The organism is Cupriavidus taiwanensis, assembly GCF_900250075.1.
In the GTDB taxonomy this organism is placed as follows: Bacteria; Pseudomonadota; Gammaproteobacteria; order Burkholderiales; family Burkholderiaceae; genus Cupriavidus; species Cupriavidus taiwanensis_C.
On sequence record NZ_LT977070.1, the window covers coordinates 548,830 to 571,225 of the forward strand.

A 22,396-nucleotide genomic window follows, 5' to 3' on the forward strand; every position below is an offset into this window, starting at 1 on the left:
GATGCCGCCGGGCAAAGCAAGCCAAGTATAACGACCGGACCGGCGCTTGACACCGGGCGTGGACCCCCACGCCGGAGGGACAGGAGACAGCGATGCAGGAATCGTCGGCGACGACCTTCCCGCGATGGCTGCTGGCGCACGCCCAGCAGCGGCCGGAGCATCCGGCGTATCGCGAGAAGGATCTCGGCATCTGGCAGACATACAGCTGGGCCCAGGCGGCACAGCAGGTGAGGGCGCTGGCATGTGGTCTGGCCGCGCTCGGTTTCAAGCGCGGCATGAACCTGGCGGTGGTGGGCGACAACCGTCCGCGCCTGTACTGGGCCATGACCGCGGCGCAGGCGCTGGGCGGCGTGCCGGTGCCGCTGTACCAGGACGCCATCGCCAACGAGATGGTCTACGTGCTCAACGATGCCGAAATCGAATTCGCCATCGTCGAGGACCAGGAGCAGGTCGACAAGCTGCTGGAAGTCGAAGCGCAGCTGGCCGAATCCGGCCGCGCCGTGCGCCACGTCATCTTTGAAGATCCGCGCGGCCTGCTCGACTACGATCACCCGTCGCTGATGTCGTACGAGCGCCTGCAGGAACTGGGGCGCGAGTTCGACCAGGCCCACCCGGGCTTCTATGACGAGGCCATCGCCGCCGGGCAGCCCGACGACACCGCGATCATCCTCTATACGTCCGGCACCACCGGCAAGCCCAAGGGTGTGTGCCATTCGCACCAGGGCCTGATCGGCTCGGCGCGCAACGGCTGCGCCTTCGACAAGCTCAGCGCCGATGACGACGTGCTGTCCTACCTGCCGATGGCGTGGGTCGGCGACAACCTGTTCTCGTATGCGCAGGCGATGGTGGCGGGCTTTACGGTGAACTGCCCGGAATCGCGCGAGACGGTGATGACCGACCTGCGCGAGATCGGCCCCACCTATTACTTCGCGCCGCCGCGGATTTACGAAGGCCTGCTGACGCAGGTGATGATCCGCATGGAGGACGCCGGCTGGATCAAGCGCAAGCTGTTCCACTGGGCCATGGACGTGGCGCGCCGCTGCGGCACCGCCATCCTCGACGGCCAGCCGGTGTCGCTGGCGGAGCGCGCGCGTTATGCGCTGGGCGAAGCGCTGGTCTACGGCCCGCTGCGCAATGTGCTGGGCATGAGCCGCATCCGCGTGGCCTATACCGCGGGCGAGGCGATCGGACCGGACCTGTTCCGCTTCTACCGCTCGATCGGCGTGAACCTGAAGCAGTTCTACGGCCAGACCGAGACCTGCGCCTATGTGTGCCTGCAGCCCGACGGCAAGGTCAAGTTCGATTCAGTCGGCCCGGCGGCGCCGGGCATGGAAATCCGCATCGCCGACAACGGCGAGGTGCTGGTGCGCGGCGTGGGCCTGCTCAAGTCCTACTACAAGCGCGACGATGCCACGCGCGAGGCCATCAACGACGAGGGCTACTTCATGACCGGCGACGCCGGCGTGATCGATGCCGACGGCCACCTGAAGATCATCGACCGCGCCAAGGACGTGGGCAAGCTGGCCGATGGCTCGATGTTCGCGCCCAAGTACATCGAGAACAAGCTCAAGTTCTTCCCGTACATCAAGGAGGCGGTGGCCTTCGGCAGCGGCCGCGACCAGGTCTGCGCCTTTATCAATATCGACTTCGAGGCGGTGGGAAACTGGGCCGAGCGCCGCCACCTGCCGTATGCCGGCTACGTCGACCTGGCCGCGCAGCCGGACGTGCTGGAAATGATCGGCGAATGCGTGAACCAGGTGAACGCGGACCTGGCCAACGACCCGATGCTGGCCGGATCGCAGATCGCGCGCTTCCTGGTGCTGCACAAGGAGCTGGACCCGGACGACGACGAGCTGACCCGCACGCGCAAGGTACGGCGCGGCTTTATCGCGGAGAAGTACGGCGTGCTGGTCGACGCGCTCTATGCGGGCAAGTCGGAGCAGTTCATCGAGACGCGCGTCAAGTTCGAAGACGGGCGCGAGGGCAGCGTGTCGGCCACGCTGAAGCTGGTGGATGCCAGGCGGCTGCCGGTAGCGGCGCGCGCGGCATAAGCGCCATAACAGCACAGGTGGAGGCAGCAACATGACACAAGTGGCCTGGCAAGGCGCCGGCAAGCGCGAATGGAGCGCGACGGCACGCACCGATGCAAGCGGTGCCGGCGGTGGCGGTGCGATGGCGCCGGCAGGACCGTTGCCCCCGGCGGGGCTGGCGGACGACAGCGGGGTGCATCCCGGTACGCGCCACGCGCAGCGCACCGGCGCGCAGGCGCGCACCGGCGGCGAGGTGATCCTGGACCTGCAGCATATCTCGCTGTCGTTCGGCGGGGTCAAGGCGCTGACCGATATCTCGTTCGACGTATGCGAGCACGAGGTGCGCGCCATCATCGGCCCCAACGGCGCCGGCAAGAGTTCGATGCTGAACGTGATCAACGGCGTCTACCACCCGCAGCAGGGACGCATCGTGTTCCGTGGCGAGGAGCGCAAGCAGATGCACCCGACCGCCGCGGCGCGCCAGGGCATTGCGCGCACGTTCCAGAACATCGCGCTGTTCAAGGGCATGACGGTGCTGGACAACATCATGACCGGCCGCAACACGCAGTTCCGCACCTCGTGGCTCGCGCATGCGCTGTGGTGGGGCCCGGCGCGCAACGAGGAAATGCGGCACCGGCAGAAGGTGGAGGAGGTGATCGACTTCCTGGAAATCCAGTCGATCCGCAAGACCCCGGTGGGTCGCCTGCCGTACGGCCTGCAGAAGCGCGTGGAGCTGGCGCGCGCGCTGGCGGCCGAGCCGTCGATGCTGCTGCTCGACGAACCCATGGCTGGCATGAACGTGGAAGAGAAGCAGGACATGTGCCGCTTCATCCTCGATGTGAACCGGCAGTTCGGTACCACCATCGTGCTGATCGAGCATGACATGGGCGTGGTGATGGATATCTCCGACCGCGTGGTGGTGCTGGACTACGGCAAGAAGATCGGCGACGGCACGCCGGAAGAGGTCAAGGGCAACCCTGACGTGATCAAGGCATACCTGGGCACTTCGCACTGAGGGTCTGAACCATGACGTTCTTCTTTGAAATCCTGCTCGGCGGCCTGTTGTCGGGACTGATGTACTCGCTGGTGGCGCTGGGCTTCGTGCTGATCTACAAAGCCTCGGGCGTGTTCAACTTTGCCCAGGGCGCGATGGTCTACTTTGCCGCGCTGGCGGTGGTGGGGCTGATGGACAAGGGCATGCCGATGTGGGCGGCGGTGATCGGCGCCTTCGTGGTGATGATCCTGGTGGGCATGAGCACCGAGCGCTTCGTGCTGCGCAAGCTGGTCAACCAGCCGCCGATCACGCTGTTCATGGCGACCATCGGGCTGTCGTTCTTCCTGGAAGGGCTGGGGCCGCTGCTGTTCGGCAACGAGGTGCGTCCGATCAACCTGGGCATCGTCGACGAGCCGATCGAGTCGATCCTGACCACGTTCAACATCGTCATCTCCAAGTTCGACCTCGCGGCGGCCGCCATTGCCGGCGTGCTGGTGGGATCGCTGGCGCTGTTCTTCCAGTACACCAAGGTGGGGCGCGCGCTGCGCGCGGTGGCCGATGACCACCAGGCAGCGCTGTCGCTGGGCATTCCGCTGCAGAACATCTGGGCCATCGTCTGGGGCGTGGCCGGCTTCGTCGCGCTGGTGGCGGGCATGCTGTGGGGCTCGCGCAATGGCGTGCAGTTCGCGTTGACGCTGACCGCGCTGAAGGCGCTGCCGGTGCTGATCCTGGGCGGCTTTACCTCGGTGCCCGGCGCCATTGTCGGCGGGCTGATCATCGGCGCCTCGGAAAAGCTGGCCGAGATCTATATCCCGCCGGTGTTCCAGTCGATGTTCGGCGGCAATTTCGGCGGCATCGAAGGATGGTTCCCGTATGTGTTCGCGCTGTTGTTCCTGCTGGTGCGGCCCGAGGGGCTGTTTGGTGAAAAACACATCGATCGCGTCTAAGCACGTCATTCCCGCGCAGGCGGGAATCAGCGTCCTTGACGCGCACTGAAAGCCGCTGGGCTCCCGCTTTCACGGGAGCGACCGGGGCAAGGAGACAAAGATGTTTTATCGTGAAGCCGGCCAGTTCAAGACCAGCTACGTTGCCGACAGCCAGATCTTCCCGATCCGCCAGGACCGCATCGGCTTTGCGGTGCTGATGGCGATCGCCTTCGTGGCGATCCCGTTCATCGGTTCGGAATACTGGTTCTCGGCCATCCTGATCCCGTTCCTGATCTTCTCGCTGGCGGCGCTGGGGCTGAATATCCTGACCGGCTATGCCGGCCAGCTGTCGCTGGGCACCGCGGCCTTCATGGCGGTGGGCGCGTATGCGGCCTACAACTTCCAGCTGCGCATCGAAGGCATGCCGGTGCTGCTGACCTTTATCCTGGCGGGCCTGTCGGCGGCGCTGGTGGGGGTGGCGTTCGGGCTGCCGTCGCTGCGCATCAAGGGCTTCTACCTGGCGGTGGCGACGCTCGCGGCGCAGTTCTTCGTGGTGTGGGCGCTGACCAAGTTTCCCTGGTTCTCCAACAACAGCTCGTCGGGCGTGATCACGGCGCAGCGGCTGGACCTGTTCGGCTACGCCATCGACACCCCGGTGAAGAAGTACCTGTTCGTGCTGGCCATCGTCACGGTGCTGGCTCTGGCGGCCAAGAACATGGTGCGCTCTGCCACCGGCCGCGCGTGGATGTCGGTGCGCGACATGGACGTGGCGGCCGAGGTGATCGGCATCCCGCTGATGCGCACCAAGCTGCTGGCGTTCGCGGTCAGCTCGTTCTACTGCGGCGTGGCCGGCGCGCTGTACGCGTTCTGCTACCTGGGCTCGGTGGAGCCGGACGGCTTCTCGCTGGACCTGTCGTTCCGGGTGCTGTTCATGATCATCATCGGCGGCGTGGGCAGCATCATGGGCTCGTTCCTGGGCGCCGCCTTCATCCTGCTGCTGCCGATCTTCCTGGACAACGTGCTGCCGCCGCTGGCGTCGCTGCTGCACCTGCCCTTTACCAATGCCACTGTGTCGCACATCCAGCTGATGGTGTTCGGCGGGCTGATCATCTTCTTCCTGATCGTGGAGCCGCACGGGCTGGCCCGGCTGTGGCAGATCGCCAAGGAGAAGCTGAGGCTGTGGCCGTTCCCGCACTGACGGAGCGGGGTCTATTGTCTGAACGCAGGTCCTGAGTGAAGTACTGAAGCCTACGCATAACGAAACGCCCCACCGAGGGCGAAGGAGACTGTCATGACCAACCTGATCCGCAACGTGCAACGCGCCGCCCTGGTGGTCAGCGCCGCGGCTGCACTGCTGGCGCCGGCGGCGCCGGCACTGGCGCAAAGCAACGAGCAGTTCATCGCGCTGCCGAGCTATCGCGTAGGGCCATACGGCGCCAACGGGCAGTCCTGGTATGGCGGCTTCATCGACTACCTCAACTACGTCAATTTGAAGGATGGCGGCGTCAACGGCGTCAAGCTGAGCTGGGAAGAGTGCGAGACCGAATACAACAACGCCAAGGGCGTCGAGTGCTATGAGCGCCTGAAGTCCAAGAACGCCACCACCAAGGGCACCGCCTACCACGCCATGTCGACCGGCATCTCCTACGCGCTGGTCGACAAGACCGCCGCCGACAAGGTGCCGCTGGTGATGATGGGCTACGGCCGCACCGACGCGGTCGACGGCTCGGTGTTCCCGTACGCGTTCCCGCTGGTGACCACGTACCAGATGCAGGTCTCGGCCATCGTCAAGTACCTGGCCAGCAAGAGCGGCGGCTCGCTGGCGGGCAAGAAGATCGTCTACCTGTACCACGACTCGGCCTATGGCAAGGAGCCGATCGTGGCGCTGCAGGCCGAGGCGCGGCTGGGCAAGTTCAACCTGGTCGAGATCCCGGTGGCGCACCCGGGCAACGAACAGGGCGCGCAATGGCTGAAGATCCGCCAGGAGAACCCCGACTACGTGATCTTCTGGGGCTGGGGCGTGATGAACCAGACCGCGCTGAAGGCGGCGCAGAAGGTGGGCTTCTCGCGCGAGAAGATGATCGGCTCCTGGTGGGCGGGCTCCGAGGAAGACACGGTGCCGGCCGGCGATGCCTCCAAGGGCTATATGAGCGCGACCTGGAACGTGGCCGGCAAGAGCGTGCCGCTGATCGCCGATATCGAGAAGGTGGTCTACGGTGCCGGCAAGGGCAATATGCAGGACAAGAACAAGGTCGGTTCGGTGCTGTACAACCGCGGCGTGTCGGCGGCGGTGGTGACGGTGGAAGCGGTGCGCGTGGCGCAGGCCAAGTTCGGCAAGGGCAAGCCCATGAGCGGCGAGCAGATGCGCTGGGCCTTCGAGAACCTGAACCTGACCAATGCCCGGCTGCAGCAGCTGGGTGCCACCGGCCTGCTGCCTGAAATCAAGACCAGCTGCGAGAACCACGAGGGCTCGGGCAAGGTGAAGATCCAGCAGTGGGACGGCAGCAAGTGGGTGGTGGTGTCGGACTGGATCGAGGGCAACAAGGGCCTGATCCACCCGCTGTTCAAGGCCACCGCGGCGCAGTACGCGAAGGAGAAGGGGATTACGCCGGGATGCTCGAAGAGCTGATGGCCCTCGACTCCCGAGGGTGTGTTCCCTCTCCCGCAAGCGGGAGAGGGAGTACACCGGCAGCAAGCTGAAAGTCCAACGCAACATCGCCACACCACCACGAGCCGCACCATGAGCCTCCTGTCCGTCAACAATATCGAAGTCATCTACGATCACGTGATCCTGGTGCTCAAGGGCGTCTCGCTCGAAGTGCCGGAGGGCAAGATCGTGGCGCTGCTTGGCGCCAACGGCGCGGGCAAGACCACCACGCTCAAGGCCATCTCCAACCTGCTGCAGGCCGAGCGCGGCGATGTCACCAAGGGCTCGATCGAATACCGCGGCGACCGCGTCGACCAGCTCACGCCCAACGACCTGGTGCGCCGCGGGGTGATCCAGGTGATGGAAGGGCGCCACTGCTTCGCGCACCTGACCATCGAGGAAAACCTGCTTACCGGCGCCTACACGCGCGGCCTGTCGCGCGGCCAGACGCGCGACGAGCTGGAGAAGATCTACGAATACTTCCCGCGCCTGAAGACGCGCCGCAAGTCGCAGGCCGGCTACACCTCCGGCGGCGAGCAGCAGATGTGCGCGATCGGCCGGGCCATGATGGCCAAGCCCGCGATGATCCTGCTGGACGAGCCTTCGATGGGACTGGCGCCGCAGATCGTCGAGGAGATCTTCGAGATCGTGCGCGGCCTGAATTCACGCGAGAACGTCAGCTTCCTGCTGGCCGAGCAGAACACCATGGTGGCGCTGCGCTACGCCGACTACGGCTACATCCTGGAGAACGGACGCGTGGTGATGGATGGCGACGCCGAGTCGCTGCGCACCAACGAGGACGTCAAGGAGTTCTACCTGGGCGTGGCCGCCAACGACGCCGACGGCCCCGGCCGCAAGTCGTTCCGCGACGTCAAAAGTTACCGCCGCCGCAAGCGCTGGCTGGCCTGAGAAGGACGCATAGACCGGCTGCGCGGGCCGTATCGAGCCCTGCGATGCTCGCCGTACCGGTGTACGGCTGCGCTTCTCGGACTCGCTACGGCCCGCTCGCGGCGGTCTCTGCGCCCTTCTCGGAAACGCTCGACCATTAACGCAAACCTTTGCCACCCCCGGCAGCATTGACCATGCCAGAACACTTCGATCCGCTCGAAACCCGCGCGCCGGAAGTCCGCGAGCAGGCGCTACTTGCCGCCCTGGCACGCCAGGTGGCCCATGCGCGCGACCAAGCGCCATACTTTGCCGAACTGCTGGATGGCGTCGATCCGCGCCTGCTGACCTCGCGCGCGGCACTGGCCCAGCTGCCGGTGACGCGCAAATCCGACCTGAGCGCACGCCAGCGCGCGCTGCCGCCGCTGGGCGGGCTCAACGCGACGCCGCTGGGCAAGCTGCGCCACGTGTTCCAGTCGCCCGGCCCGATCCACGAGCCCGACGGCCACGACGCCGACTGGTGGCGCACCGCCCGCGCCATGCACGCCGCCGGCTTTCGCGCCGGCGACTTGGTCTACAACACCTTCTCCTACCACTTCACCCCGGCCGGCATGATGATGGAAAGCGGCGCCCACCGGCTGGGTTGCTGCGTGTTCCCGGCCGGCGTCGGCCAGACCGATTCGCAGGTGCAGGCGCTGGCGAGCCTGCAGCCGGCCGCCTATGCCGGCACGCCGTCGTTCCTCAAGCTGCTGCTGGAGCGCGGCGATGAACTCGGCACCCCCTGCACCAGCCTGGCCAAGGCGCTGGTCTCGGGCGAGGCCCTGCCGCCGTCGCTACGCAACTGGTTCCGGGATCGCGGGGTGCGCGTGCAGCAGATGTACGGCACTGCCGATGTCGGCCTGATCGCGTATGAAACCGAAGGCGGCGACGGCTGGGTGGTGGACGAGGGCGTGCTGGTCGAGATCGTCGAGCCCGGCGGCTCGCGCCCCATGCCCGAAGGCGAGACCGGCGAGGTGGTGGTGACGGTGCTGGGCAACGGCGACTATCCGCTGATCCGCTTCGGCACCGGCGACCTGTCGGCGGTGGTGGCGGAGTCCTCGCGGCGGCCGAGCCCGTGCGGGCGCACCAATATCCGGCTCAAGGGCTGGCTGGGGCGCGCGGACCAGGCGACCAAGGTCAAGGGCATGTTCGTGCATCCGGGCCAGGTGGCCGACGTCTTGCGCCGCCACCCGGAAATCCGCGCCGCGCGGCTGGTGGTGACCGGCGATCCGGGCGCCGACGTGATGACGCTGCGCTGCGAGGCCACGCGTGAAGACGCCGACCTGCAGCGCGCGGTGGCGGAGTCGCTGCGCGAGGTGATGCGGCTAAGAGGCGAGGTGGCGTTCGTGGCGGCGGGGTCGTTGCCGCAGGACGGGCGGCTGATCGAGGATGCACGCAAGTACGAGTGAAGGAGCTTGCCGAGCGAGGGATGGGGGTGAGGGCCGGAGCGTCAACGAAGTGACGGGCGTCGAAAGGCCAGAAAGATTCAAGTATTCCCCCCATCCTCAGGCCGCGTCGGCAACCGGATCATCCACACGCTGACCCCCACCGCACAAGCGAGCAGCGCCGCCGACACCAGCGGCCGTCCGCGCAGCAGCCACGCCGTGGTCCCCATCGACAGCCACATCATCGACAGCGCCAGGCACTTCGCCTTGAAAGGGATGCTCCGATGCCGCTGCCAGTCGCTGACCAGCGGCCCGAAGCGCGGATGTCCCATCAGCCATTCATGGAAGCGCGTCGAGCCGCGCGCGAAGCACGCCGCCGCCAGCAGCACGAATGGCGTGGTCGGCAGCACCGGCAGGAAGATCCCGATCACGCCCAGCAGCAGGCAGAGTCCGCCCAGCGCCACCCAGACGGCGCGCAGCACGCGCTGGCGGTGGCTCAGCACGGCTTCAGGATCGGGCGAAAGGTCAGGGCCGGAAGGGGGCAATGGTCGAACAAAGGGCCGCTAAGCGGCCCCGGTGCTGGATCGGTCAGCGCGAAATCCCGAGTCGCGCCTTGGCCGCATCGTACTCCGCTTTCATGCGCGCGACGATTTCACCGGCGCTGGGGATGTCGTGGATCTGGCCCACGCCCTGGCCGGCGCCCCAGATATCCTTCCACGCCTTGGCCTTGGAGCTGCCGCTGGAAAAGTCCATCTTGCTCTTGTCCGCCACCGGCAGGTTGTCCGGGTCCAGGCCCGCGTTGCTGATGCTTTCGCGGATGTAGTTGCCGTGCACGCCGGTGAACAGGTTGGTGTAGACGATATCGGCGGCGGCCGAGCTGGTGATCGACTGCTTGTACGACTCGGCCGCGTGCGCCTCCTGCGAGGCGATGAAGCGCGTGCCCACGTAGGCGAAGTCCGCGCCCATGGCCTGCGCCGCCAGCACCGCCTCGCCGGTGGCGATCGAGCCCGACAGCGCGATCGGGCCGTCGAAGAGCTTGCGCACCTCGCCCACCAGCGCGAACGGCGACAGCATGCCGGCATGGCCGCCGGCGCCCGCCGCGACCAGGATCAGGCCGTCGACACCGGATTCGATCGCCTTCTCGGCATGGCGCAGGCTGATCACGTCGTGCAGCACGATGCCGCCGTAACTGTGCACCGCGTCGATCAGCTCCTTGGGCGGCGCGCGCAGCGAGGTAATGAAGATCGGCACCTTGTGCTCGACGCAGACCTTGATGTCATGCTCCAGGCGCGCGTTGGAGCTGTGGACGATCTGGTTGACCGCGACCGGACCGACCGGCGCGCCGGGGTTCGCGGCCTTGAACGCGGCCAGTTCCTGCTCGATCTGCGTCAGCCACTCGTCGAGCAGCTCCGCCGGACGCGCATTGAGCGCGGGGAACGAACCGACGATGCCGGCCTTGCACTGCGCCAGCACCAACTCGGGATAGCTGACGATGAACATGGGCGAGGCAATCACGGGCAGGGCCAGGTTCTGCAAGACCTGGGGCAGTTGCTTGGCGGCGGGCATGGTGTCTCCTGAACCACTGGCGGGCACGCTGGTCGTGCCCTAAATGAACGGTCGTTCGATTATAGGGAGTTTATGGGCTGCGTCGCTAGAAGCCCAAGTCTATGCCGATCCTGCGGGCCATGGCGCGCGGGTCAAGGACGCAGGCGGCTACGGCAAAGCTGGCGCCGGCAATGACGAGGTCGTAGTCGAAGGAGGGCATGGCGGTTTCCGGAGAGCGAAGGGCTCCAGTGTGGCCAGCCGGGGTGAGGGCAATGTGTGGCGGGTGTGAAGCGGCGCGGCGGCGCCAGATCCGACCCGACCGCGCAAAAAAAACGCCCCGCATGCGCGGGGCCATCAATTACCACGAAGACTGATACACACGGCGGGCACCTGCCAATGCCGCAGCCGCACACGAAGCATAGGCCGCCAATGTGACGGCGCCGTGGCAGCGCCATGAACCCGGCATGACATCACAGCCCGTAGCGCTTGATCTTGTCGTAGAGCGTGGCCTTGCCCACCTGCAGCAGGTCCGCCGCCTGGCTGACCGCGCCTCCGGTGCGCGCCAGCGCGTCGGCGATCACGGCGCGCTCGAAGTGCTCCATGCGCTCGCGCAGCGGCGCGGTCTCGTCGGGGCCCGCCGCCTGCGCGCCGGCCTGGCCGCCCTCGGGCACGCCCAGCACCATGCGGTCGGCGGCATTGCGCAGCTCGCGCACGTTGCCCGGCCACGGCCGCTGGGCCAGCGCCTGGCGTTGCGCCTCGGACAGCAGCGGCGCGGGCCGCTGGTAGCGCACCGCCGACACCAGCGAGAAATGCTCGAACAGCGGCACGATGTCCTCGCGCCGCTCGCGCAGCGGCGGCAGCGCGATGGTGACGACATTGAGCCGGTAATACAGGTCTTCGCGGAACGTGCCCTGCGCCACCAGCGCGTCCATGTCGCCCTTGGCCGCGGCGACGATGCGCACGTCGATCTGCACCGAGGCGTTCGAGCCCAGCCGCTCCAGCGAGCCCTCCTGCAGCACGCGCAGCAGCTTGACCTGCAGCGCCAGCGGCATGCTTTCGATCTCGTCGAGGAAGAGCGTGCCGCCCGAGGCATGCTCGAGCTTGCCGATGCGGCGCTTGCCGGCACCGGTGAAGGCGCCGGCCTCGTGGCCGAACATCTCGCTCTCGAAGATGGCCTCGGGCACCGCGCCGCAGTTCAGTGCGATAAAGGGCCCCTCGGCGCGCCCGGACAGCGCGTGCAGGCTGCGCGCCACCAGTTCCTTGCCGGTGCCGGTCTCGCCGTTGATCATCACCGGCACGTCGGTGGGCGCGACATTGGCCACCAGCGCGCGCACCTGCTCGATCGCCGGCGAGCGGCCGATGATGCGCGTGCCGGCGGCGGGCCCCGCCAGTTCGCGGCGCAGCGCCTGGTTTTCCAGCTCCAGTGCGCGCCGTTCCAGCGCGCGGCGCACGGTGTCGGTCAGGCGGTCGGCGCCGAAGGGCTTTTCGATGAAGTCATAGGCGCCCTCGCGCATCGCCTGCACCGCCATGGTGATGTCGCCGTGGCCGGTCACCAGGATCACCGGCACGCCGGGCGCGGCGTTGCGGCAGTGCTGCAGCAGGTCCAGCCCGCTGGCGCCGGGCAGGCGCACGTCGGTCACCACCACGCCGGCGAAGGCGCCGTGCAGGTGCGGGATCGCGGCCTCGGCCGAAGGCAGCGCCAGCACGCGGAAGCCGGCCAGTTCCAGGCTTTGCGCGGTGGCCTGCCGCACCAGCGGCTCGTCTTCGACAAACAGGACACGCAGACCATCTTGCATGGCAATACTCATCAGGACGCGGAAACCGATGGCGCCGGATCGACGGCCGGCGCGCGCGCCAGCACCAGCGTGAACTGCGCGCCGCCGCCGGGGACATTGGCGACGCTGAGCTGGCCGCCGAACTCGCGCACGATCGACGACGAGATCGCCAGCCCGAGGCCCAGCCCCTGGCCGGTTTCCTTGGTGGTGAAAAAGGGTTCGAACAGGCGCGGCAGCGCTTCCGGCGCGATGCCGGTGCCGTTGTCGCGCACGACGATGGTGACGGCGTGCTCGCCGGCCTGCACTTGCAGGTCGATGCGGCCGGGGGCCGGAGCGGCCGGAGCGGCCGGCGCGGCCGCGGCGATCGCATCGAGCGCGTTGCCGAGCAGGTTCAGCAGCACCTGTTCCAGCTTCAGCTCGTCGGCGCGCACGGCGAGGCCGGGCACGGTATCCAGGCCGGTGAGGTGGATCGTGACCGCGCCGAGCCGCGGCGCCAGCAGCGCCAGCACGTGCTCGACGGCCGCGCGTAGCGCCACCGGCCGCTGCACCGGGCGCGCCTTGCCGGCAAACAGCTTGAGCTGGCCGGTGATCTTGCCCATGCGCTCGGTCAGGTCGGCGATCGCCGTCAGGTTGCCCTCGGCCGCGGCCAGCTGGCCGCGCTCAAGCAGCACGCGGGTGTTGTCCGAGAACGTGCGCAGCGCCGCCAGCGGCTGGTTCAGCTCATGCGTGATGCCGGCCGCCATCTGTCCCAGCGCGGCCAGCTTGCTGGCCTGCACCAGCTCGTCCTGGGCCGCGCGCAGCTCGCTTTCGGCGCGGGTGCGCTCGGCCACTTCGTCTTCCAGCTTTTCGTTGATCGCCATCAGGTCGGCGGTGCGGGCCTCGACGCGGCGCTCCAGCTGGTCGTAGGCAGCTTCCAGCAAACGGCGGCTGTACTGCATGTCGCGCGCGCGCTGGCGGCGCTGGCGCCAGTTGACCAGCAGCAGGCAGATGCAGGCATAGCCCAGCGCCGCGGCCACGGTGGCGTTGCGCGCGTTGGCCAGCACCGGGTCCAGCGGCGCCATCACCTGCATGGTCCAGCCTGCCGGGCCCACGGTGCGGTTCAGCGCCAGATAGCGGTCGGCGCGCTCGGCGCCGTCCGGCGCGAAGGTGGTGCGGCCGGCCGCGGCCTCGTCGCGCACGCGCACCAGGCGCGCGCCTTGCGCCAGCGTGGTGTCGGCCAGCCAGCGCGTGAGCGGCGACGTCAGCGGCTCCAGCGGCAGCGGCGTCACCGCGCGGCCGTGGTACTGGCGGGTCCGCTCCATCTCCGCGCGCAGCGCCGGCGGCAGCGGACGCAGCGTGCGGTATTGCCACGCCGACACCGACGACAGGAAGATCACGCCGTGGTCGTCGCTGACCATCAGCGGCTCGGCGCCGCTGCCGGCACGCTGGAACCACTCCAGGTTGAGCTTGACCACGGTCACGCCGATGACCTTGCCGCCGGCTTCGATCGGCTGCGCGAGGTAGTAGCCGGGTTCGTCGCTGGTGATGCCGATGGCGTAGAAGCGTCCCATCCTGCCGCCCGCGGCGGTCTGGAAGTAGGGGCGGAAGCGGTAGTCGGTGCCGACGAAGCTGCCGGGCTGGCCGTGGTTGCTGGCCGCCAGCGCAATGCCGTTGGCGGCGATCACATAGGTGGCCGACGCATGCGCGCGCCGGTTGACCTCGGCCAGGTACTGGTTGGCGGCGGCGACGCGCTGCGCGTCGTCGGGGGCGGCGAGCAGTTCGCGCACGAACGGATGCAGCGACACCAGCGCGGGCAGGAACTCGTAGCGGTCGAGCGTGCTTTCGAGCGTGGCGGCGTAGCGGTCGGCGCGCGTCGCGGTGCCTTGCTGCAGGCTGGCCAGTCCGCGCTGGACCGAGACCAGCCAGGTCAGCGCGCACAGCAGCAGCAGGCCCGCGGCAAGGGCGGCGGCAAAGCCCCACCAGCGCCCGCTGCCGGTCTCCGGCGCGTGCACCGGGCGGGTGGCGGCGGGGTCATGCACGGCGAGAAAGTCGTCGGAGTGTGGCATCGGCGCGCGCGAGGGGTGTCGCGCCGATGATACCCGCAGGCGCGCGGCGGGGGCAGCCGCGCGCGCGGGCGCAGCCGTTTCAGGCGGCGCGCTGGCCGGCTTCGCCAAGCGTATCGGCATCGTCGCCGGCACCGTGCTGCAGCACGCGTGCCAGGCGCTTGCGGTCCAGCTCGCGTTCCCACGCCGACACCACCACCGTGGCCACGCCGTTGCCGATGATGTTGGTCAGCGCGCGGCACTCGCTCATGAAGCGGTCGATGCCCAGGATCAGCACCATGCCCGCCACCGGAATGGTCGGCACCACCGCCAGCGTCGCCGCCAGCGTGATGAAGCCCGAGCCGGTCACGCCGCTGGCGCCCTTGGAGGTGATCATCGCCACCGCCAGGATGGTCAGCTGCTGCATCAGCGTCAGCTCGATGCCGGTGGCCTGGGCGATGAAGATCACCGCCATGGTCATGTAGATGTTGGTGCCGTCCAGGTTGAATGAATAGCCGGTCGGCACCACCAGGCCCACCACCGACTTTGAGCAGCCCAGCTTCTCCAGCTTTTCCATCATGTGCGGCAGCGCGGCCTCGGACGAGCTGGTGCCCAGCACGATCAGCAGCTCTTCCTTGATGTACGAGATAAAGCGCACGATGCTGAAGCCGGTCATGCGCGCGATCGTGCCGAGCACCACCAGCACGAACACGATGGCGGTGAAGTAGAAGGTGCCGATCAGCTTGAGCAGCGGCACCAGCGAGCCCAGGCCGTACTTGCCGATGGTGAACGCCATCGCGCCGAAGGCGCCGATCGGGGCCACCTTGGTGATCACGTGGACGATGTGGAAGAACACCTTCGAGACCTGCTCGATCAGCTGCACCACGATGCGGGCGCGTTCGCCCAGCACCGCCAGCGCGGCGCCGAAGAACAGCGACACCAGCAGGATCTGCAGGATGTCGCCGTTGGCGAAGGCGCTGAACACGGTGTCGGGGATGATGTGCATCAGGAACTCGACCGTGCTCTGGCCGTGCGCCTTCGACACGTACTGGGCGATGGCCTTGGTGTCGAGCGTGGCGGGGTCGATGTTGAAGCCCACGCCCGGCTTGAGCAGGTGCGCGGCGCCCAGCCCGATCAGCAGCGCGAAGGTCGACACCACCTCGAAGTACAGCAGCGCCTTGCCGCCGACGCGGCCGACCTTCTTCATGTCGCTCATGCCGGCGATGCCGGTCACCACGGTACAGAAGATGATCGGGCCGATGATCATCTTGATCAGCTTGATGAAGCCATCGCCCAGCGGCTTCATGGCGACGCCGGTGTCGGGCCAGAAGTGGCCGAGCAGGATGCCGATGCAGATGGCGAACAGGACCTGCACGTACAGGATCTTGTAGAAGGGTTTCCTCATGATGTCGTCCTCGGTGTTGACCGTACCCGGGCGGGTCCGCGCGGGCGCGCGCCGTCACGGTTGCGGCGCGTTCAGGGGCGGGAATTCGCAACCGGCATGCCAGTCCAACCGGTATTGCTAACTGGTTGATTCACAAGGAAAGGCTGGCCGCGGACGGGCGCCCGGCCTCCGGGATTCCGGAATCCCGGACGGCGCGGATCCGGCAATCCGGAAGAGCGGGCGGGCACAGGGTGCGCGAGGCGCCACCTGACAGGGCCCGGGGTGCATGGCGGTGCGCGCAAAGCTGCCGCATATCGCGGCCCGGCGCTCGCAACGCCGTATAATTCCGAGCTTCCGTTCAATGCCGTCCGGGCCGTGCCGCCGTCCGGGGCCGTCTTCACACCGTACGCATGCGCAGCTACTACCAGCACCACGTCTTTTTCTGCCTGAACCAGCGCGAGGCCGGCGAGAACTGCTGCGCCAACTACAACGCCAAGGCCATGCAGGAATACGCCAAGAAGCGCTGCAAGGAACTGGGCATCGCCGGCGGCGAAGGCCGCGTGCGCATCAACAAGGCGGGCTGCCTGAACCGCTGTGAACTCGGCCCGGTGCTGGTGGTCTACCCCGAGGCCATCTGGTACACCTATGTCGACGAGCATGACATCGATGAAATCATCGACAGCCACCTGCTCAAGGGCAAGCCGGTCGAGCGGCTGATGGTGGATCGCTGAACGAGAACGAAGTCCGCGGCGCTGCCGATGCCGCAGCGCCGATGCCTGACCCCGCCGCCCGCACGCCGGACGGTTTTTTCATTTTTTGCCCCGGGATTTCCGGGCCTGAGCCAGCCGGTTCATCGCCATCCAGACCGCCCTATGAACGCGCATACCCAGGTACTTTCCATCGCCGGTCCCGTCGGCGCGATCGACGTGTCGGTGGACCTGCCGCAAGGCGAGCCCCGAGGCCTGGCGCTGGTGGCGCACCCGCATCCGCTGTTCGGCGGCACCAAGGACAACAAGGTTGCGCAGACGCTGGCGCGCGCCTTCGTGCAGCTGGGCTATGCCACCGTGCGCCCCAACTTCCGCGGCGTCGGTGCAACCGCCGGCGAGCATGACAACGGCATCGGCGAACAGGACGACCTGCTCGCCGTGGCGGCCTGGATGCGCCAGCAGACCGCGTGGTCGGCGCAGGCCGCGACGCTGCCGCTGGCGCTGGGCGGGTTCTCGTTCGGCAGCTTCGTCAGCACCCACGTGGCGCGCCGCCTGGCCGAGGCCGGCACCCCGGTGCAGCGCCTGGTGCTGGTGGGCACCGCCGCCAGCCGCTGGGAAGTCGCGCAGGTGCCGGCCGACACCATCGTGATCCATGGCGAACAGGACGACACCGTGCCGCTGGCCAGCGTGTTCGACTGGGCCCGCCCGCAGGAGCTGCCGGTGATCGTGATCCCCGGCGCCGACCATTTCTTTCACCGCAAGCTGCACCTGATCAAGCAGCTCGTCGTCAATGCGTGGGACCGGTAAGGCCGGCACGCCGCCGTCCCGGAACTTCCCGCGCCACCTTCTTACCGTCGGAAAAACAGAAACATGCTGAATCGAGCCACGACACGCCTTTCGTCCGCCTTTGCTCCCGCCGCCATCGCCGCCGCCGTCGTGCTGGCCACCGCGCCCGCCGCCGTGCTGGCGCAGGGCGTGCCGATGCCGCAGGTCGCAGCCAAGTCGTGGATGCTGTATGACGTCACCAGCGGCCAGGCCCTGGCCTCGCAGAATGCCGACGCGCGCATCGAGCCGGCTTCGCTGACCAAGCTGATGACCGCCTACCTGGCGTTCGAGGCCCTCAAGGAAAAGCGCCTGACGCTGGACCAGGCGGTGGTGCCGACCAACCTGGTGCTCAAGGTCAAAAGCGACGAGTCGCGCATGTTCATCGAGCCCAACAAGCCGGTCACGGTGCAGGACCTGCTGCTGGGCCTGATCGTGCAATCCGGCAACGACGCCGCGCTGGCGCTGGCCGAGGCCGTCGGGGGCTCGGAAGAGGGCTTCGTCGCGATGATGAACCGCGAGGCCCAGCGCATGGGCATGAAGAACACCCACTTCACCAATACCGACGGCATCCCCGACCCCAACCACTACACCACCGCGGTCGACCTGGCGACGCTGACCACGCGCCTGATCAAGGACTTCCCCGAGTACTACAGCATGTACTCGCAGAAGGAGTTCACCTATAACAAGATCAGGCAGCCCAACCGCAACCGCCTGCTGTACATCGACTCGACCGTCGACGGCGTCAAGACCGGCCACACCAAGTCGGCCGGCTACTGCCTGATCTCGTCGGCCAAGCGGCCGCTGGCCAACGTGCCGGAGGGCTCGCGCCGCCTGATCTCGATCGTGATCGGCACCACCACCGAACAGGTGCGCACCCAGGAAAGCCTGAAGATCCTCAACTACGGCTTCCAGTTCTTCGACACGCTGCGCCTGTACGACAAGGGCCAGGTGCTGGCCACGCCGGACATCTACAAGGGCAAGAGCGGCACGGTCAAGATCGGCGTGCAGAACGAGACCTTCGTCACCGTGCCCAAGGGCACCGGCGGGCGCCTCAAGCCGGTGCTGGAGCGCCAGGAACTGCTGATCGCGCCGATCTCGGCGGGCCAGCAGGTGGGCATGGTCAAGCTGATGGACGGCGCCAACAAGGTGGCCGAATTCCCGGTGGTGGCACTGGAAGAGGTGCCCGAGGCCGGCTTCTTCGGCCGCCTGTGGGACACCATCCGCCTGTGGTTCAAGCGCAAGTGACCTGAATGCGCGCGAGCCGGTGCGCCACGCGGCGCGCCGGCCTCGCGCCGGAGAATCCGAGATGACGACCGACAACCAAGGCAGCGGCAACAAGCCCGGCGATATTCCGCCGGAGCAGTCGCTGATCGAATACCCGAGCCATTTCCCGATCAAGGTGATGGGCGCGATGCAGGACGGCTTCGCCGAAGCCATCGTCGCGCTGGTGCAGGAGTTCGATCCGGACTTCCACGCCGGCAAGATGGAAATGCGCCCGTCGAGCAAGGGCAACTACCTGGGCCTGACCGTGACGGTATGGGTCACCAGCCGCGAGCAGCTGGATGACCTGTACCGGGCGCTGACTTCGCATCCGATGGTGAAGGTGGTGCTGTAACGCGCCGGCGTTTCTTTCGCGCCATGTTTGCTCCCCTCTCCCGCGCGCGGGAGAGGGGCCGGGGGAGAGGGCAGGCGCGCGCATACCGACGCGCTTCACTTCGTCTGAAGCTCCTGCCCTCTCCCCCAACCCCTCTCCCGCAGGCGGGAGAGGGGAGCCTTCCGCAGCCCTGGCGATTGTCCGCTCCGGCATGCCAATTCCCATACCAACATGAACACCATCACCCTGAAACCCGGCAAGGAAAAATCCCTGCTGCGCCGCCACCCGTGGATCTATGCCACCGGCATCGCCACCACCGAAGGCCGCTGCGAGCCGGGCGCCACCGTGATCGTGCGCGCCGCCGACGGCCGCTTCCTGGCCAAGGCCGCCTACAGCCCCGAATCGCAGATCCGCGCGCGGGTGTGGACCTTCGACGAGAACGAGCCGGTCGACCACGCGCTGTTCAAGCGCCGCGTGGCGGCGGCCATCGCCTACCGGCGCCAGTGGGTGCGGGACAGCGACGCGGTGCGGCTGATCTTCGGCGAATCGGACCGGCTGCCCGGCCTGATCGTCGACTACTACGGCAACGGCGCCACGGGCCAGCTGGTGTGCCAGTTCAACTCGGCGGGCGTCGAACACTGGAAGACCGCGATCGTGCAGGCGCTGGTCAAGGAGACCGGCTGTCCCAATGTCTATGAGCGCTCCGACGCCGCCGTGCGCCAGCGCGAGGGGCTGGAGCTGGTCACCGGCGTGCTCGCCGGAGCCGAGCCCGATCCGGCACTGTCCGTGACCGAGCACGGCGTGCGCTATTACGTCGACGTGCGCAACGGGCACAAGACCGGCTTCTATGTCGACCAGCGCGACAACCGCAAGCTGGTCGGCGATCTCGCCGAAGGGCGCGAGGTGCTGAACTGCTTCTGCTATACCGGCGGCTTCTCGCTGGCCGCGCTGCGCGGCGGGGCGAAAGCGGTGACGTCGATCGATTCCTCGGGCGAGGCGCTGAAGATTGCCGCGGGCAACGTGACGTTGAACGGCTTCGATCCGGAGCGCGCGACCTGGCTCGACGCCGACGTGTTCAAGACGCTGCGCGAATTCCGCGCCGAGGGCCGCCAGTTCGACCTGATCGTACTGGACCCGCCCAAGTTCGCGCCGTCGGCGCAGCATATCGACCGTGCCGCGCGCGCCTACAAGGAGATCAACCTGGTCGGCACGCAGCTGCTGCGCCCGGGCGGGCTGCTGTTCACGTACTCATGCTCGGGAGCGATCAGCATGGAGCTGTTCCAGAAGATCGTGGCGGGCGCGGTGACCGATGCTCGGGCGGATGCGCGCATCCTGCGCAGGCTGTCGGCGGGAACCGATCATCCGATGCTGGCGGCGTTCCCGGAAGGAGAGTATTTGAAGGGGTTGCTGCTGGAAAAAGTGGCCTGAGCTGAAGGCCAATTCCCATCACCGCCACATATTCCGCATCCGACTGGCCAGATCCACCGGCGCCAGCGCCGGCTTCACTGCGCCTTCCCCCGGCATCGGCGGTGGCGGCCACGAGCGGCTGTAGAAGTTCGGCATCACCCGGTTCGGCAAGAACCGCGTGCGCGACGCATACACATGCCGGTCGCCGAAGCCCACCTGCTGGTGCACGTAGAACCGCTGCGGCACGATGACATCGAGGTGGTCCCTGGCCCGCGTCATCGCCACATAGAGCAGTCGCCGCTCCTCCTCGATCTCTTCGGTGGTGCCGGTGGCCAGGTCGCTCGGCATGCAGCCGTCGACGGCATTGAGCACATAGACCGCCTTCCACTCCTGGCCCTTGGCCGAATGGATGGTCGACAGGATCAGGTAATCCTCGTCGCGCGAAGGCACGCCGGATTCATCGCTGGAGGCGCTGGGCGGGTCCAGCGTCAGCTCGGTCAGGAAGCGCTCGCGCGCGCCATAGGTGGCGGCGATGCGCTCCAGTTGCTGCAGGTCGGCCTGGCGCGCGGGCGCATCGTCGTGCAGGCGTTCGAGGTGCGGTGTGTACCACGCCAGCACCTGCTCGAATTCCGACGGCCACGGCGAGGTCGGTGCCATCAGCGCGCGCGCCAGCGCAAGCAGGTCGGCCCACGCCGGCGCGGCGGCCGGCGGCGGTTCGAATTCCTGCAGCGAGAACAGCGGCTCGGTCGCCAGCGCCATGGCATCGAGCACGCGCGCCGCGGTCTTGGGGCCGATGCCCGGCAGCAGCTGCAGCGTGCGGAACCCCGCCATGCGGTCGCGCGGGTTCTCGAGCCAGCGCACCACCGCCAGCACATCCTTGACGTGGGTCGATTCCAGGAACTTGAGCCCGCCGAACTTCACGAACGGGATATTGCGCCGCGCCAGCTCGATCTCTACCTGCGCGCTGTGGTCGGCGGCGCGGAACAGCACCGCCTGCGCCATCAGCGCCAGGCCGGCCTCGCGCCGCGCCAGCACCTGCTCGACCACGTAGCGGGCCTGGTCGGCCTCGTCGTTGACCACGATCACGCCGGGCTTCTCGGCCGACTGGCGCTCGGACCACAGGTCCTTGGTATAGCGCTCGGCCGCGAGCCCGATCACCGCGTTGGCGGCCTGCAGGATCGGCTGCGTCGAGCGGTAGTTCTGCGACAGCGTGACCTGCTGCGCCGCCGGCGTGAACTGCGCGGGGAAATCCAGGATATTGCGCACGGTGGCGCCGCGGAAGGCGTAGATCGACTGCGCGTCGTCGCCGACCACGGTCAGGCCGCGGCCGTCGGGCCGCAGCGCCAGCAGGATCGACGCCTGCAGGGCGTTGGTGTCCTGGTATTCGTCGACCAGGATATGGTCGAAGCGGGTGCCCATGTCCTGCGCGATGGCGGGCTCGGCCATGGCCTGCGCCCAGTACAGCAGCAGGTCGTCGTAGTCGAGCACGTGCTGCTTCTGCTTGGCCTCGACATAGCCGGCGAACAGCGTGCGCAGCGCATCGGCCCACATCGCATAGCGCGGGAACTGCTGCCTGAGCACGTCTTCCAGCGGCGCCTGGGTGTTGACCACGCGCGAATAGATCGACAGGCAGGTTTCCTTCTTCGGGAAGCGGCTGGCGGTCTCCGACAGGCCCAGGTCGTGGCGCACCACGTGCATCAGGTCGGCGGAATCGCCGCGGTCGCTGATGGTGAAGGCCGGCGACAGGCCCAGGGTCTCGGCATATTCGCGCAGCAGCCGCGCGCCAATGGCGTGGAAGGTGCCGGACCACTGCAGCGCCGCGCGCCCGGTGCCGGTGCTGGTGCCCAGCGCCTGGTCGACGATGCGCTCGACGCGCCGGCCCATCTCGGCGGCGGCGCGGCGCGAGAACGTCAGCAGCAGGATGCGGCGCGGATCGGCGCCGGCCAGCACCAGGTGCGCGACCCGGTGCGCCAGCGTATTGGTCTTGCCCGAGCCGGCGCCGGCGATGATCAGCAGCGGCGCCTCGCTGCCGTGCTCGACCGCGGCGCGCTGCTCCGGATTGAGCCGGGACAGGTAGGCGGGGAGCGCTTCGGCGTCAGGGGTGGCGGCTTCGGCTGATTCAGCCGCGGGGGCTAGGTCCAGGGTCACGGGTTGGGGCGGGCAGGACACGCGATGAGAAAACTGGCGCCAACTGTATATCCATACAGCCCGCGGGCGCAACCCGCCGCACGC

18 protein-coding genes are annotated in these 22,396 nt (G+C 67.8%); 12 read left to right on the plus strand and 6 right to left on the minus strand.

From position 1 onward, the window contains the following. Positions 1–92: 92 nt before the first annotated feature. From CBM2588_RS02555 to CBM2588_RS02585, 7 genes are all read left to right on the plus strand, one after another. Positions 93–2,051 (plus strand): AMP-dependent synthetase/ligase, encoded by a 1,959-nt coding sequence (locus CBM2588_RS02555; RefSeq protein WP_115679225.1) that lies wholly within the window; start codon positions 93–95, stop codon positions 2,049–2,051. A 31-nt stretch (positions 2,052–2,082) separates the two neighbouring features. Next, positions 2,083–3,045: an ABC transporter ATP-binding protein gene (locus CBM2588_RS02560; protein WP_115679226.1), complete on the plus strand. Its 963-nt coding sequence runs from the start codon at positions 2,083–2,085 to the stop codon at positions 3,043–3,045. 11 nt (positions 3,046–3,056) lie between these two features. Next, complete coding sequence (locus CBM2588_RS02565; RefSeq protein ID WP_062796483.1) at positions 3,057–3,971, plus strand: branched-chain amino acid ABC transporter permease; 915 nt, start codon at positions 3,057–3,059, stop codon at positions 3,969–3,971. Positions 3,972–4,071: 100 nt separating this feature from the next. Then, entirely contained in the window at positions 4,072–5,148 is a 1,077-nt protein-coding gene (locus CBM2588_RS02570) for a branched-chain amino acid ABC transporter permease (RefSeq protein ID WP_062796485.1), read from the plus strand. A 93-nt stretch (positions 5,149–5,241) separates the two neighbouring features. Continuing rightward, the gene (locus CBM2588_RS02575) at positions 5,242–6,579 is read left to right on the plus strand and encodes an ABC transporter substrate-binding protein (RefSeq protein WP_115679227.1); all 1,338 of its coding nucleotides are present in this window, start codon (positions 5,242–5,244) and stop codon (positions 6,577–6,579) included. 111 nt (positions 6,580–6,690) lie between these two features. Beyond that, positions 6,691–7,506 carry an ABC transporter ATP-binding protein gene (locus CBM2588_RS02580; RefSeq protein ID WP_018003769.1) on the plus strand — a complete coding sequence of 272 codons (816 nt, stop codon included), beginning with the start codon at positions 6,691–6,693 and terminating at the stop codon, positions 7,504–7,506. A gap of 173 nt (positions 7,507–7,679) precedes the next feature. Next, a complete protein-coding gene (locus tag CBM2588_RS02585) occupies positions 7,680–8,930 on the plus strand; it encodes a phenylacetate--CoA ligase family protein (RefSeq protein WP_115679228.1) in 1,251 nt (416 codons plus the stop codon). A gap of 77 nt (positions 8,931–9,007) precedes the next feature. Here CBM2588_RS02585 and CBM2588_RS02590 read toward each other — a convergent pair whose 3' ends face one another. From CBM2588_RS02590 to CBM2588_RS02610, 5 genes are all read right to left on the minus strand, one after another. Further along, the gene (locus CBM2588_RS02590; RefSeq protein ID WP_115679229.1) at positions 9,008–9,409 is read right to left on the minus strand and encodes a YbaN family protein; all 402 of its coding nucleotides are present in this window, start codon (positions 9,407–9,409) and stop codon (positions 9,008–9,010) included. An 85-nt stretch (positions 9,410–9,494) separates the two neighbouring features. Then, positions 9,495–10,472 (minus strand): NAD(P)H-dependent flavin oxidoreductase, encoded by a 978-nt coding sequence (locus tag CBM2588_RS02595; RefSeq protein WP_115679230.1) that lies wholly within the window; start codon positions 10,470–10,472, stop codon positions 9,495–9,497. A 449-nt stretch (positions 10,473–10,921) separates the two neighbouring features. Continuing rightward, positions 10,922–12,247, minus strand: a complete 1,326-nt coding sequence (locus CBM2588_RS02600; protein ID WP_115679231.1) for a sigma-54-dependent transcriptional regulator — start codon at positions 12,245–12,247, stop codon at positions 10,922–10,924. A gap of 11 nt (positions 12,248–12,258) precedes the next feature. Continuing rightward, positions 12,259–14,271, minus strand: a complete 2,013-nt coding sequence (locus CBM2588_RS02605; protein ID WP_115681369.1) for a sensor histidine kinase — start codon at positions 14,269–14,271, stop codon at positions 12,259–12,261. Positions 14,272–14,350: 79 nt separating this feature from the next. After that, a complete protein-coding gene (locus CBM2588_RS02610) occupies positions 14,351–15,652 on the minus strand; it encodes a dicarboxylate/amino acid:cation symporter (RefSeq protein ID WP_092307412.1) in 1,302 nt (433 codons plus the stop codon). A gap of 389 nt (positions 15,653–16,041) precedes the next feature. On the opposite strand from CBM2588_RS02610, the gene CBM2588_RS02615 reads away from it, so the two are divergent. The 5 genes from CBM2588_RS02615 to CBM2588_RS02635 all read left to right on the plus strand — a co-directional run bounded on the left by CBM2588_RS02615 (position 16,042) and on the right by CBM2588_RS02635 (position 20,185). Beyond that, positions 16,042–16,362 carry a (2Fe-2S) ferredoxin domain-containing protein gene (locus CBM2588_RS02615; RefSeq protein ID WP_012351580.1) on the plus strand — a complete coding sequence of 107 codons (321 nt, stop codon included), beginning with the start codon at positions 16,042–16,044 and terminating at the stop codon, positions 16,360–16,362. Between the two features lie 141 nt (positions 16,363–16,503). Next, positions 16,504–17,145, plus strand: a complete 642-nt coding sequence (locus CBM2588_RS02620; RefSeq protein ID WP_012351581.1) for an alpha/beta hydrolase — start codon at positions 16,504–16,506, stop codon at positions 17,143–17,145. A gap of 63 nt (positions 17,146–17,208) precedes the next feature. Beyond that, positions 17,209–18,408 (plus strand): D-alanyl-D-alanine carboxypeptidase family protein, encoded by a 1,200-nt coding sequence (locus CBM2588_RS02625; RefSeq protein WP_115679232.1) that lies wholly within the window; start codon positions 17,209–17,211, stop codon positions 18,406–18,408. A gap of 61 nt (positions 18,409–18,469) precedes the next feature. Next, complete coding sequence (locus tag CBM2588_RS02630) at positions 18,470–18,778, plus strand: YbeD family protein (RefSeq protein ID WP_012351583.1); 309 nt, start codon at positions 18,470–18,472, stop codon at positions 18,776–18,778. Positions 18,779–18,988: 210 nt separating this feature from the next. After that, on the plus strand, positions 18,989–20,185 hold the full coding sequence (locus tag CBM2588_RS02635; protein WP_115679233.1) for a class I SAM-dependent rRNA methyltransferase: 1,197 nt from the start codon (positions 18,989–18,991) through the stop codon (positions 20,183–20,185). An 18-nt stretch (positions 20,186–20,203) separates the two neighbouring features. On the opposite strand, the gene CBM2588_RS02640 is transcribed toward CBM2588_RS02635, so the two are convergent. Then, complete coding sequence (locus CBM2588_RS02640) at positions 20,204–22,312, minus strand: ATP-dependent helicase (protein ID WP_115679234.1); 2,109 nt, start codon at positions 22,310–22,312, stop codon at positions 20,204–20,206. Positions 22,313–22,396 lie beyond the last annotated feature (84 nt).